Origin of the sequence: Bacillus sp. cl96 (assembly GCF_900100505.1) — a bacterium.
GTDB lineage: Bacteria > Bacillota > Bacilli > Bacillales > Bacillaceae_G > Bacillus_A > Bacillus_A cereus.
In genome coordinates, this window is the sequence record NZ_FNDM01000002.1 from 1 (window position 1) to 12453 (window position 12453).

Consider the following 12453-nt stretch of genomic DNA (forward strand, 5'->3'; position numbering starts at 1 on the left):
TGCCTAATGAAATAACCGTGTCTAACTTTTAGGGGTCACTTCAAGAAGCTTGCTCTTTTGTATTATAGTGATATTTTCTTTTCAAATATGAGGTCGAAATATTCAGGTTGTCCAGAACTGCCAAACGTAGGGGCAACAATCTGTACGAACCTCCAGCCATCTCTAGCATGTTCTTGAATAATTTCTTGGTAGTCTTCAGCTGGTTTTGAGCGAGTGAACCCCCAATGTAATTCGACTTTTACGAATTTATATTCAAACATTCAGATGCCCCATTTTATTGATAAGTAAAGTATACAATAAAAATTCATAGTAGCTTGTATCATTTTTTTCTCCCTCCCTTAATATATATAAAATTAGCAAGCCATATTGAGTGGATTTTCTAACGATAGGAAATGTGATTCTACTAAGAGTGAAATTCACGCGGGACGGACTCTTATAGGATTTGTAACGTATAGATACAGTCCTTTAGAGCGGGGATAAAAGGGGGGACAAAAGTGATTGAAATTTGCTTCGAAGAAAAAAATGATGCTATGCACGTATATAGACAATTGCTGAAAAGAGCGGAAGTGTTATATAAGGAAACGAGTGTGTATTTACAGGAACAAAAAGTGGTGATTCACATACCAGTACGTGAATCGAATTATATTGAAAAAATCTTATTGCCAGTAATGGTGTATTTCATTGTGAATGTGAAACAAAATGAGTGGATTTATACGATTTTAAAAGAAAAGTTTTTTTATGAAGAACAAGAAGAGTGTCATCAAATATTGCACATGGCACATGAGATTTTAAAGGGAAGAAGAAAAGGTGTAGCTCAGGATTTAACGCGTAACGCATTTGAGTCACATATTAAGTCTTCTTTAAATAATTGGCTTTGTGATCCGCTCTCATTCTCGTTTTCATCATATATCCGTTTTCGTCTTCGTACATATAGGGAAATGGTGGCTAAACTTGCGGAAGTGGCAATTGATGAATATAAGATGGAGCAAGAATACCAAATGTTCATTGAGACGCTTCGGCAACAAGTAAGTAGCCGTAAATCACGTTTGTCTTGCGTGCATCTTATTTTTGATGAAAGCTTTATCTTTTATGATGATAAAGGTAGACGTTTAAAACAGGAGAAGTTGGTCCAATATATAGATGAGGAATTATTAAAGCAAAATGATGTATATATTGATACGAAAGTAATTGCGCCGCTTCTTTCTATTTCGCCTAAAAAGATTTATTTATATACGAAAGAACAAGACCATAATATGATTATTACTTTGCGAAATGTGTTCCAAGAACGCGTCCAATTACATGGATTACATGATTTTGAGCGCAATGTGAAAAATTTAAAAAATAAAGGTAACGCCCTTGATTTTCTAAGTTTTTGAGCATATAATTACCTACATAAATGAAATATATTGAAATGTCATGATGAGGACATGAGTAGTTTTCTACGATTTTCAGAGAGGGAAGCCTTAGGGTGTGAGCTTCCTAGTACGGGATTATTACTTACCACCTCTAAACTTTAGCAGTGAACGGTTTTTCTAGTAATTGCTAACGGACAACACCGTTATGTTGAACTTGAGCAATTAACAATTATGTTAATTGGAACAAGGGTGGAACCACGAATTCAACACTCGTCCCTTTTTACGGGATGAGTGTTTTTTATTTTGAGAAAAAGAGGAGTGACCAGTGATGGCAGATGTAGTTAAAATTACTTTCCCTGATGGAGCTGTGAAGGAGTTTCCAAAAGGCGTAACAACTGAAGAAATCGCAGCTTCTATTAGCCCAGGCTTAAAGAAAAAAGCTGTAGCTGGAAAATTAAACGATGAGATGATCGATCTTGTTACACCAATCGAAGAAGATGGTGCAGTTTCTATCATCACATTAGATTCTGAAGATGGCCTATATATTTTACGCCATTCAACAGCCCACCTTTTAGCACAAGCGTTAAAACGTTTATATAAAGATGTTAAGGTTGAGCTCGGCATTGGTCCAGTAATTGAAAATGGCTTCTACTACGATATTGATATGGAAGAAGCAATTACAGTTGAAGACTTCAAGAAAATCGAAAAAGAAATGCAAAAAATCGTGAACGAGAACTTAGAAATCGTTCGTCATGAAGTACCACGTGCAGAAGCAATTCGTCGCTTTGAAGAAATCGGCGATGAGTTAAAATTAGATTTAATTAACGATCTTCCAGAAGATGCAGTTATTTCAATCTATGAGCAAGGCGAATTCTTCGACCTTTGTCGTGGTGTTCACCTTCCATCTACAGGGAAAATTAAAGTGTTTAAATTATTAAGCGTTGCAGGTGCTTACTGGCGCGGCGATAGCAATAATAAAATGCTACAACGTATTTACGGTACTGCATTCGTTAAAAAAGCGGAATTAGATGAGCACTTACGTATGCTTGAAGAAGCGAAAGAGCGCGATCACCGTAAATTAGGTAAAGAATTAAAACTATTTACTAATAGCCAAAAAGTAGGACAAGGTTTACCACTTTGGTTACCAAAGGGTGCAACAATTCGTCGTATTATCGAGCGTTATATCGTTGATAAAGAAGCAAGCTTAGGCTATGATCACGTATATACTCCAGTACTAGGAAGCAGAGAGCTTTATGAAACTTCTGGTCACTGGAACCACTACCGTGATGGCATGTTCCCATCAATGGAAATGGATAACGAAGAATTAGTTCTTCGTCCAATGAACTGTCCTCATCATATGATGGTTTATAAAAATGATATTCACAGCTACCGTGAATTACCAATCCGTATTGCGGAACTTGGAACAATGCACCGTTATGAAATGTCAGGTGCGTTATCTGGATTACAACGTGTACGCGGAATGACTTTAAACGATGCGCATATTTTCGTTCGTCCAGATCAAATTAAAGAAGAGTTAAAACGTGTTGTAAACTTAACTCTAGAAGTGTACAAAGATTTCGGTTTAGAGAACTACTCATTCCGTCTATCTTACCGCGACCCAGCAGATACTAAAAAGTATTATGCGGATGATGAGATGTGGGAAAAAGCACAAGGTATGTTAAAAGAAGCTATGGATGAAATGGGTCTTGATTACTATGAAGCTGAAGGTGAAGCGGCATTCTACGGTCCAAAACTTGACGTTCAAGTTCGTACTGCTCTTGGAAAAGACGAAACACTTTCAACTGTACAATTAGACTTCTTGCTTCCAGAACGCTTTGAATTATCATACGTTGGTGAAGACGGTAAACAACATCGTCCAGTTGTAATTCACCGTGGTGTTGTATCAACTATGGAACGTTTTGTAGCCTTCTTAATTGAAGAATACAAAGGTGCATTCCCAACATGGTTAGCTCCAGTTCAAGTACAAGTAATTCCAGTTTCTCCGCAAGTACATTTAGACTATGCGAAGAAAGTACAAGACGAATTGCGTCGTGCTGGTATCCGTGTTGAATTAGACACTCGTGAAGAGAAGATCGGTTACAAAATCCGTGAAGCACAAATGCAAAAAATTCCGTACATGCTTGTAGTAGGTGACAATGAAGTAACTGAAAACGGCGTAAACGTACGTAAATATGGTGAACAAAAATCAGAAACAATCGCATTAGATGCTTTTGTTGACATGATTAAAGTAGAAGGAAAACGATAAGAAAAAGCCGCGGTATACCGCGGCTTTTTTATGTAATATACTTGAGAAAAATTAGAAAAAATAACCATGTAACACTTATCATAAAAAAGTATTGCAAGTATGTTAGTTGTTTGTTACAATATTTCTTGTTGTTAGTAAAACACATCGCGTCTTCTTGACAGACGTCATGTCCTATGATAAACTCATCAAGGATAATAGAATATTGTTTTGTGGAACAAGTAGAAGCACCCGCTTCTCACCTGATGGACGCATTCGCAGTTAACAGGTAAATGTATTTCTTACTTAAGATTTTACAAGTGTGGGTGTCGTATGCCCGCACTTTTTTTGTTCGGGTTCTATGACTACAAAATATGTTCTGAGAAAACCTTGGAGGTGGCTTACTATTAGCAAGGATATGATGATTAACGAGCAAATTCGTGCACGTGAAGTACGTTTAGTTGGCGCAAATGGCGATCAACTTGGAATCAAGTCTCGTAATGACGCTTTAGACTTAGCTGCAAATCTTAATCTTGATTTAGTATTAGTTGCTCCAAATGCGAAACCGCCAGTATGCCGCATTATGGACTACGGTAAATTCCGCTTTGAGCAACAGAAGAAAGAAAAAGAGCAGCGCAAAAATCAAAAAGTAATTAGCATGAAAGAAGTTCGTTTAAGTCCAACAATTGATGAACACGACTTTAACACAAAACTTCGTAATGCTATCAAGTTTTTAGAGAAAGGCGACAAGGTTAAAGCATCAATTCGCTTTAAAGGACGTGCCATTACTCATAAAGAAATCGGTCAACGTGTTTTAGATCGCTTCTCAGAAGCTTGTGCTGAAGTTAGCACAGTTGAATCTAAGCCTAAAATGGAAGGACGCAGTATGTTCTTAGTTTTAGCACCGAAAAACGATAAGTAATAGATAGAGGAGGAAATACCTATGCCTAAACAAAAAACTCATCGCGGCGCTGCAAAGCGTTTCAAAAAGACTGGATCAGGTAAACTGAAACGTTCTCACGCTTACACAAGCCATTTATTCGCTAACAAATCTACAAAAGCTAAACGTAAACTACGTAAAGCTGGTGTAGTAAGCGCTGGTGACTTCAAACGCATTCGTCAAATGCTTGACAACTTAAAATAAGTTCGGCTGATATATAGAACAATTAGGAGGTAATATTATGCCAAGAGTAAAAGGTGGTACAGTTACTCGTCAACGTCGTAAAAAAGTAATTAAATTAGCAAAAGGTTACTACGGTTCAAAAAATACATTATTCAAGGTTGCTAACCAACAGGTTATGAAATCTCTAATGTATGCATTCCGTGACCGCCGTCAAAAGAAACGTGACTTCCGTAAATTATGGATTACACGTATCAACGCAGCAGCTCGTATGAATGGTCTTTCTTACAGCCGCTTAATGCACGGTCTTAAAAATGCTGGCATCGAAGTTAACCGCAAGATGCTTGCTGACTTAGCTGTTCATGACGAAAAAGCTTTCGCTGAATTAGCAACAGTTGCAAAAAACAACATTAACTAATTAATTAGTTGAAACCTTAGAAGAATTTTCTTCTAAGGTTTTTTTATTTGTATTCAAATAGAAGTTAGAAGTGAAAGAAATTCTAAAGATTAACGGCTATGTTGTTATCAATATGACAAAATCAATATAAAAGTTATAGCAGTATAGAAGAATATACATATGAAGTCAGGAGAATACTCCTGGCTTTTTTCAATTCTGCTCGTTTGGAAAGAAGAGTATCTTTCCTAGCTGAAACGACACTGCTATAATGGAAAGATGATATGGAACTTTCATCAGATGAACAATTTAAGAGCGATGACTGAAACGTATTTGTAAATTAAGGACAAGCTATTTTATAAAGAGTTAGATAGCTGACTTATTCATAAGAACTGAAACATAATAATGAACTTTGAGATGAAACAACATTGTTGCGTAAAATGCGATGTTGGAGGAGGACAATAGAATGGACTTACTACAACTATTTAAATTACAAAAAGAATTAGATGACCGTATTGCAAAAGAACATGACTTACAACCGAAAAAATTGTTAAAAGAAAAAATGTTAGCTCTTCTTGTAGAAATTGGAGAACTTGCAAATGAAACACGTTGTTTTAAATATTGGAGCAACAAACCAGCATCAGAACGTGAAGTAATATTAGAAGAATACGTAGATGGTTTGCATTTTATTTTATCAATCGGAATTGATTTAGGTATTGATAAAAACTTCCTATTCTATAAATGTGCACAGACGAATAAAACACAAGTGGAAATTTTCTTAGACACATATGCGAAAGTAATTCGTTTTACAGATCAACCATCTATTACAAACTATATTGAATTATTTACGAGCTATCTTCGACTTGGACAAGCACTTGAATTTGAACAAGAAGAGATTGAAAAAGCATATTTAGATAAAAATGAAGTAAATCATCAGCGTCAAACACAAGGATACTAATTTAATTTTTGAATATTTCAATTTAATTATTGTATAATGAATTGACTGAAGAAAAAGGAGGGTGTTGGCAATGACAAAATTAGACGCGACATTGACAATGCTAAAAGAATTAACAGATGCACGTGGTATTGCTGGTAATGAGCGTGAACCACGTGAAGTAATGAAGAAATATATTGAGCCGTTTGCGGACGAACTTTCTACTGATAATTTAGGGAGTTTAGTTGCGAAAAAAGTAGGGGAAGAAAACGGCCCGAAAATTATGGTTGCAGGTCATTTAGATGAAGTTGGATTTATGATTACACAAATCGATGACAAAGGTTTCCTTCGCTTCCAAACGGTTGGTGGCTGGTGGTCACAAGTTATGCTTGCGCAACGCGTGACGATTGTAACGCGTAAAGGAGATGTAACAGGTGTAATTGGTTCAAAACCACCGCACATTTTACCTCCAGAAGCTCGTAAAAAGCCAGTTGAAATTAAAGACATGTTCATCGATATCGGTGCTTCTAGCCAAGAAGAAGCGATGGAGTGGGGCGTACGACCAGGAGATCAAGTTGTACCTTACTTTGAATTCCAAGTGATGAAGAATGAAAAAATGTTACTTGCAAAAGCATGGGATAACCGAATCGGTTGTGCAATTGCAATTGACGTATTAAAACAATTAAAAGATGAAAAGCATCCAAATGTTGTATATGGCGTTGGAACTGTACAAGAAGAAGTTGGTCTTCGTGGCGCAAAAACATCTGCGAATTATATTAAACCAGATATCGCGTTCGCAGTAGATGTTGGTATCGCTGGAGATACACCGGGTGTAACGTCAAAAGAAGCACAAAGTAAAATGGGCGATGGACCACAAATCATTTTATATGATGCTTCTGTTATTGGACATACAGGTTTACGTGATTTCGTAGTTGATGTTGCTGATGAATTACAAATCCCGTATCAATATGATTCAGTAGCAGGTGGAGGAACGGATGCGGGTGCGATTCACATTGCTGTAAATGGTATTCCTTCTATGGCAATTACAATTGCAACGCGCTATATCCATTCTCATGCGGCAATGTTACATCGTGATGATTATGAAAATGCAGTGAAGTTAATTGTAGAAGTTATTAAACGTCTTGATAAAGAGGCTGTACATAACATTACATTTAATTAATAGAAAAAGCGAAGGAGCTTCTCCTTCGCTTTTTTATGTTTTAAAAAGGCCTTTCTAATCCTGCAGCAGTATGAGCCCCTAAAATAATTAAACGAGTTAATTGCATCGCCATAAAATGCGGGGTATATATCATCCCTCTTTTTAGCCATGACATAATCATTCCTAGGTGGGCACCAGTAACATAACTAATGAGAATATCGCGTGGAACCATTAGTTTTTCATCGTTAGGTTGTGAAATAGAGAGGCTTAATGTTAAATGCGTTTGAATTGCTTTCATCATCTTATACGTATAGTTTCCAGCAGCTTTATCACCAAGCATGACGTTATAGAAGTTAGTGTTTTCTGCAATATGTTCGAACAAGGCCAAAAAACTTGGATGTGGCGAATCAAATGTTAGTTGGAAATCTTCTTTATTTCTATTTCTCGGTTTAATTACTTCAGTTAGCTTTTCTAACATTTCTTCAATGCTTTTGTCTAGTAAGTCATATTTATCGTGGTAATGGCTATAAAATGTAGCGCGGTTTACAGGAGCGCGTTCTGCGATATGTTGCACAGTAACATTTTCAAAACCTTTTTCGCCTACTAAAGCGACAAAAGCATCCTGTATGAGTTGTCTCGTCCGTTTTACACGTGGATCATTTGTATTTTTAATAGACATTTTTATTTCCCCTCGTTTAATTTTCTATACTTAAACAACATATTGGTATTATATTGTTGTTTAAACGACATTTCATACGTAAATTGTCGGTTGTAGATTCAAAATAATTATTTATAATTATAAACGATAGTCCTTCAGAAATCAGCACCGCTCGCAGGTAGAGAAGTTTCGATTTACGCTGCAGATGGTGTGATTTTTTTGTTAAAAGGTTAATATAATTAACAATTAAACAATCTAAACAATAAGGACATAAATAGTTTAGAAAAAAATTATATGCGATATAAGGAGAGGAATGCAATGAATCAGTTTCGAAGAATGGTAATTATCAACATTATCACATTAATTGTACTAGTTGGCGGCGGTATTGGCGGTTATTACTATTACAATCAAACGGAAAATTACTTAAAAACAGACAATGCAAAGATTGATGGAAAGGTAATTCCGGTTGCTTCACCAGTAGCAGGTAAACTAACTGACTGGAAAGCTGAAGTAGGAAAAAATTATAATGAGAACGATAAATTAGGTACTGTTACTGTAGCGGCAGCTAATGGAGAACAAACAGTAGATGTAACAATTCCACAAAATGCAACAGTTGTACAATCAAACGCGACAACAAATGCTTTCGTTGGAGCGGGTAGCCCGATTGCTTATGCATTTGATATGAACAATTTATGGGTAACAGCAAACATTGAAGAAACAGATGTTGATGATGTTCAAAAAGGTCAAGATGTAGATGTGTATGTAGATGCATACCCAGATACAACGTTAACAGGAAAAGTAGAACAAGTTGGCTTAACAACAGCGAATACATTCTCTATGTTGCCATCAAGCAACGCAACAGCGAACTATACGAAAGTAACACAAGTAGTACCAGTTAAAATTTCTTTAGATCATAGCAAATCAGTAAATATTGTTCCTGGCATGAATGTGACAGTTCGTATTCATAAGTAAGGGGGAGATGAGATGTCCTCAATTGTAATTGCAGGATATGCACTATTTTGTATAATCGTCTTCTTCCTTGTAAATCGTCTTTTACGAAAGAAAAAAACGAAAATGGGAGAAGAACAAGTCCCAGCCGTAAGTAAAATAGAAGTAAGTAAAGTTGAAACAGAAGAGAAAGAAATTGAACGAAAGCAAGAATCGGAAATTTCTAATGTAGTTGAGTTAGAAACAGGAAAGCAAGAAGAAGTAAAACAAGAAAAAGAAGTGCCGAAAAAACAAATGTCTATGCCTGTAGAGAATGTGAACGTAAAAGCAGTTGTAGCTGTATTAATTCTCGGCATGTTCGTTTCTATTTTAAACCAAACAATCATTAACGTTGCATTACCTCCGTTAATGAATGAATTTAATGTATCAACTTCAACAGCACAATGGTTAATTACAGGCTTCATGCTTGTAAATGGTATTTTAGTACCGATTAGTGCCTTTTTAGTTTCACGATTTACGTATCGTAAATTATTTGTAGCAGCAATGTTATTCTTCACGGTAGGATCTATCATTTGTGCTACTTCAGGAAACTTTACAATGATGATGACAGGTCGCGTAATTCAAGCAGTTGGTGCGGGTATTTTAATGCCGGTTGGTATGAATATCTTCATGACGTTATTCCCGCCTCATAAACGCGGAGCGGCGATGGGATTACTAGGTGTAGCGATGATTTTAGCACCAGCTATCGGACCAACTGTAACAGGTTGGGTGATTGAAAACTATAGCTGGAACTTAATGTTCTATGCGATGTTTATTATTGGTTTAATTATTACGTTCCTATCTTTAAAATTCTTTACACTAGCTCAGCCGGTGTCTAAAACGAAATTAGATATATTCGGTGTGGTTAGTTCAAGTATTGGACTAGGAAGCTTATTGTACGGATTTAGTGAAGCTGGAAATAATAGTTGGACTAGTGCAGAAGTCATTATTTCACTTGTTATCGGTGTAATTGGTTTAGCGTTATTTATTTGGAGAGAGTTAACAACGGACAATAAAATGCTTGATTTACAAGTATTTAAATATCCAGTATTTACTTTTACTTTAGTAATTAATGCAATCGTTACGATGGCATTATTCGGAGGTATGTTATTGCTTCCAGTATATCTGCAAAACATTCGTGGCTTTACGCCAATTGAATCTGGTTTACTACTTCTTCCAGGATCATTAATTATGGGGATCATGGGACCAGTAGCGGGTAAATTATTCGATAAATATGGTATTCGTCCATTAGCGATAATTGGATTGGCAATTACGACGTATGCGACATATGAATTTACAAAATTATCGATGGATACGCCGTATAGCGTTATTATGACGGATTACATTATACGTTCAATTGGTATGTCATTCATTATGATGCCAATTATGACAGCTGGTATGAACGCGCTGCCGATGAAATTAATTTCTCACGGTACAGCAACGCAAAATACGTCAAGACAAGTAGCGGGTTCAATCGGAACAGCTATTTTAATTACACTTATGACGCAACAAACGACTGCTCACGTAGCTGATTACGGCAACATGTTAACAACATCAAACCCAATTTTAGTTGATAAAGTACACGGCATGGGTCAAAGCTTAGCGGCCTTAGCTGGATCAGCTCAAGCAGGAGACGCGATGAGCACACAACTATTATATGGACAAATTTCAAAGCTATCTGCAATTAACGGTATTAACGATGCCTTCTTAATCGCAACGATACTAGCAGGTATCGCTTGGGTGTTATCGTTCTTCTTACAATCAGGCAATAAACCAAATAGAAAAGCAGGGAATTAATTTCCCTGCTTTTTTGTCTTTTTAAAGAGTGAGATATAAAAAATGATAACCAGTTACGGAGCACAGCCCTGCTAGAAACAAAATTATCCCCATAGAACAAATACTCGATATTTGCCTGCCGCTTATAATAGCTAATAGTCCAGCTAAAGAGAAGAAGCACCAATATAAAGTTCCCGAAATTGGAACCATCCCCTCTAAATCTATTCCAGAACCTATACAAACGATAGGAACAACGATAAGTAATATGCTAATTAAACCAGCTATAATAGTGAGTGATTTATGATATTTAATACCATAAATAATTAAAAAAATACCAACGATAAATGCGCATAACATTAAAGTAAGAGCTAAAATCATCCAAGTTAATATTCCAAACACTTCTGTATTACCTCCGATTTGTAGGTTGCTAAAAAATATTATATATAGAATGAATCACCTACAGACATGAGCTCCCAGAAGATAACACCTAATATTCCAATGGTAAAAATAATGAATCCCATATTACGTATACTTTTAATTTTGGCTTGTACTCCACTTACCCCTGCTAATAATCCAGTTAAAGAAAATAGGGTCCAGTAAAGAGCAGTTGGAATCGGGAAAATTGTATCGATATGAATCCCTACACTTAAAAGAACAAAAGGTAGTGTGACAAAGGATAGGCTAAGTAGCCCCATTAAACCAACGAGTAATTTCCGATATTTAATCCCTGTTACTATTAAAAAAATACCACCAGCAATCCCGCATAGTAAGAGAAGTGGCGTGAAAAGCATCCAAATAATACTGAACATATGTAAACTCCTTTATGTGAATTAAGTTATATTTTACTACATGAGGTTTATTTTGGATATTATTAATGAGTATATATAAATTGAAGGAAATGGGTAATAACGATACGGATTATCAAAAACGCTAACCGCAGAAGAGTTTGAAGTTATGATAAAAGAGTAAAGAGAGGTATCGCGATGATACCTCTTTTTAACTCAAGAATGCCAATATGTTATTCATAATATGAAATAACATAGCTGGAATAATGGACTTTGTTTTTTTACATAAAATGGCCATTAATAATCCCATAAAGAAAGTAATTACCATTACCCCAAGTGAGTATGTATGAGCGATACCGAAGAAGAAACTTGTTACGATGGCTGCAATCCAAAATGGAAAGCGTTCTGAGAAGAAGCGAAGTATAAAACCACGGAAAATAAGTTCTTCAAAAATGGGTGTGAGTATTGCAAAGCTGAGAAGTAATAATATTTGATATTGCTTAAAGACGTCTAAGCTTAGTGCGGAAGATTGCTGCTTTGTTGCGTCTTGGAACACATAATTTAACAAGATGTAATTGAGTATGATGTTGATAACGAAGAAAAGAAGTAAGTATACGTATGTGCGCCATTCTTTCAGTGTTTTAAAGTTAAAAGATTTTAGTAGTAATTTTTTTGCGGGTTCGAATTTAAAAATGAAGAATAACAATACAGCTAGTTGTAATACGGTACTTGCAGTATTTGCAATAGATTCATACAGGGCAACTTGTTTTTTATCTGTAAGACCTGCTGTATAAATTGTTAATGGCATTGCGAGGAACATAGTAATAAGTCCAGTTCCAAAAAAGGCGAATAAAACAGAGCTAATAAATTGTCCCCATGACATCGAGTGTTTTTGTTCATTAGAAAGCTGTGTAACGGGTTGCATTTGTAAAATCACCTCTTTTATATTTGCATATTTAATTATAAAGTAAGATGTTTTTGAATGTAACATTTAAATATTACATATAAAGTGAAACTTTAATCATTGGGGAGGTTCATCCCCC

14 protein-coding genes and 2 other annotated features are annotated in these 12453 nt (G+C 35.8%); of the genes, 9 read left to right on the forward strand and 5 right to left on the reverse strand.

The window, feature by feature from the left end:
- Positions 1–62 precede the first annotated feature (62 nt).
- Positions 63–260 carry a DUF4177 domain-containing protein gene (locus BLT20_RS04320; RefSeq protein ID WP_000464456.1) on the reverse strand — a complete coding sequence of 66 codons (198 nt, stop codon included), beginning with the start codon at positions 258–260 and terminating at the stop codon, positions 63–65.
- A gap of 234 nt (positions 261–494) precedes the next feature.
- On the opposite strand from BLT20_RS04320, the gene ytxC reads away from it, so the two are divergent.
- The 7 genes from ytxC to BLT20_RS04355 all read left to right on the forward strand — a co-directional run bounded on the left by ytxC (position 495) and on the right by BLT20_RS04355 (position 7225).
- Positions 495–1376, forward strand: a complete 882-nt coding sequence (gene ytxC, locus BLT20_RS04325; RefSeq protein WP_000569626.1) for a putative sporulation protein YtxC — start codon at positions 495–497, stop codon at positions 1374–1376.
- A gap of 31 nt (positions 1377–1407) precedes the next feature.
- Positions 1408–1636: a binding site (T-box leader), on the forward strand.
- A 47-nt stretch (positions 1637–1683) separates the two neighbouring features.
- Positions 1684–3621 (forward strand): threonine--tRNA ligase, encoded by a 1938-nt coding sequence (gene thrS / locus BLT20_RS04330; RefSeq protein ID WP_000786083.1) that lies wholly within the window; start codon positions 1684–1686, stop codon positions 3619–3621.
- 210 nt (positions 3622–3831) lie between these two features.
- Positions 3832–3952 (forward strand) — a sequence feature (ribosomal protein L20 leader region).
- Positions 3953–4015: 63 nt separating this feature from the next.
- Positions 4016–4519 carry a translation initiation factor IF-3 gene (gene infC, locus BLT20_RS04335; protein WP_000973215.1) on the forward strand — a complete coding sequence of 168 codons (504 nt, stop codon included), beginning with the start codon at positions 4016–4018 and terminating at the stop codon, positions 4517–4519.
- A gap of 21 nt (positions 4520–4540) precedes the next feature.
- Positions 4541–4741: a 50S ribosomal protein L35 gene (rpmI, locus tag BLT20_RS04340; protein ID WP_001125945.1), complete on the forward strand. Its 201-nt coding sequence runs from the start codon at positions 4541–4543 to the stop codon at positions 4739–4741.
- A 37-nt stretch (positions 4742–4778) separates the two neighbouring features.
- Positions 4779–5135: a 50S ribosomal protein L20 gene (gene rplT, locus BLT20_RS04345; RefSeq protein ID WP_001138362.1), complete on the forward strand. Its 357-nt coding sequence runs from the start codon at positions 4779–4781 to the stop codon at positions 5133–5135.
- Between the two features lie 442 nt (positions 5136–5577).
- Positions 5578–6069 carry a dUTP diphosphatase gene (locus BLT20_RS04350; protein WP_000365050.1) on the forward strand — a complete coding sequence of 164 codons (492 nt, stop codon included), beginning with the start codon at positions 5578–5580 and terminating at the stop codon, positions 6067–6069.
- A gap of 70 nt (positions 6070–6139) precedes the next feature.
- On the forward strand, positions 6140–7225 hold the full coding sequence (locus tag BLT20_RS04355; protein WP_000163555.1) for a M42 family metallopeptidase: 1086 nt from the start codon (positions 6140–6142) through the stop codon (positions 7223–7225).
- 40 nt (positions 7226–7265) lie between these two features.
- Here the strand turns inward: BLT20_RS04355 and BLT20_RS04360 are convergent, their stop codons facing one another.
- Positions 7266–7883, reverse strand: coding sequence for a TetR/AcrR family transcriptional regulator (locus tag BLT20_RS04360; protein WP_000023672.1), 618 nt, complete (start codon positions 7881–7883; stop codon positions 7266–7268).
- Positions 7884–8180: 297 nt separating this feature from the next.
- Between BLT20_RS04360 and BLT20_RS04365 the strand changes: the two genes are divergently transcribed.
- Together BLT20_RS04365 and BLT20_RS04370 are read left to right on the forward strand one after the other, a co-directional pair.
- The gene (locus tag BLT20_RS04365) at positions 8181–8834 is read left to right on the forward strand and encodes an HlyD family secretion protein (protein WP_001071419.1); all 654 of its coding nucleotides are present in this window, start codon (positions 8181–8183) and stop codon (positions 8832–8834) included.
- A 12-nt stretch (positions 8835–8846) separates the two neighbouring features.
- On the forward strand, positions 8847–10646 hold the full coding sequence (locus BLT20_RS04370) for a DHA2 family efflux MFS transporter permease subunit (RefSeq protein WP_000095295.1): 1800 nt from the start codon (positions 8847–8849) through the stop codon (positions 10644–10646).
- 21 nt (positions 10647–10667) lie between these two features.
- Here the strand turns inward: BLT20_RS04370 and BLT20_RS04375 are convergent, their stop codons facing one another.
- The 3 genes from BLT20_RS04375 to BLT20_RS04385 all read right to left on the reverse strand — a co-directional run bounded on the left by BLT20_RS04375 (position 10668) and on the right by BLT20_RS04385 (position 12335).
- On the reverse strand, positions 10668–11024 hold the full coding sequence (locus BLT20_RS04375) for a hypothetical protein (RefSeq protein WP_000467057.1): 357 nt from the start codon (positions 11022–11024) through the stop codon (positions 10668–10670).
- Between the two features lie 38 nt (positions 11025–11062).
- Positions 11063–11434 carry a hypothetical protein gene (locus tag BLT20_RS04380; protein ID WP_000491395.1) on the reverse strand — a complete coding sequence of 124 codons (372 nt, stop codon included), beginning with the start codon at positions 11432–11434 and terminating at the stop codon, positions 11063–11065.
- Between the two features lie 187 nt (positions 11435–11621).
- Positions 11622–12335: a CPBP family intramembrane glutamic endopeptidase gene (locus tag BLT20_RS04385; protein ID WP_001183327.1), complete on the reverse strand. Its 714-nt coding sequence runs from the start codon at positions 12333–12335 to the stop codon at positions 11622–11624.
- Between the last annotated feature and the right edge of the window lie 118 nt (positions 12336–12453).

Bases quoted from the DNA above. Each gene is read 5' to 3' on its own strand.
- BLT20_RS04370 (WP_000095295.1), top strand. From the start codon at position 8,847: ATGTCCTCAATTGTAATTGCAGGATATGCACTATTTTGTATAATCGTC.
- infC (WP_000973215.1), top strand. From the start codon at position 4,016: ATGATGATTAACGAGCAAATTCGTGCACGTGAAGTACGTTTAGTTGGC.
- BLT20_RS04365 (WP_001071419.1), top strand. From the start codon at position 8,181: ATGAATCAGTTTCGAAGAATGGTAATTATCAACATTATCACATTAATT.
- rpmI (WP_001125945.1), top strand. From the start codon at position 4,541: ATGCCTAAACAAAAAACTCATCGCGGCGCTGCAAAGCGTTTCAAAAAG.
- BLT20_RS04320 (WP_000464456.1), bottom strand. From the start codon at position 260: ATGTTTGAATATAAATTCGTAAAAGTCGAATTACATTGGGGGTTCACT.
- rplT (WP_001138362.1), top strand. From the start codon at position 4,779: ATGCCAAGAGTAAAAGGTGGTACAGTTACTCGTCAACGTCGTAAAAAA.
- thrS (WP_000786083.1), top strand. From the start codon at position 1,684: ATGGCAGATGTAGTTAAAATTACTTTCCCTGATGGAGCTGTGAAGGAG.
- BLT20_RS04355 (WP_000163555.1), top strand. From the start codon at position 6,140: ATGACAAAATTAGACGCGACATTGACAATGCTAAAAGAATTAACAGAT.
- BLT20_RS04360 (WP_000023672.1), bottom strand. From the start codon at position 7,883: ATGTCTATTAAAAATACAAATGATCCACGTGTAAAACGGACGAGACAA.
- BLT20_RS04380 (WP_000491395.1), bottom strand. From the start codon at position 11,434: ATGTTCAGTATTATTTGGATGCTTTTCACGCCACTTCTCTTACTATGC.
- BLT20_RS04385 (WP_001183327.1), bottom strand. From the start codon at position 12,335: ATGCAACCCGTTACACAGCTTTCTAATGAACAAAAACACTCGATGTCA.
- BLT20_RS04350 (WP_000365050.1), top strand. From the start codon at position 5,578: ATGGACTTACTACAACTATTTAAATTACAAAAAGAATTAGATGACCGT.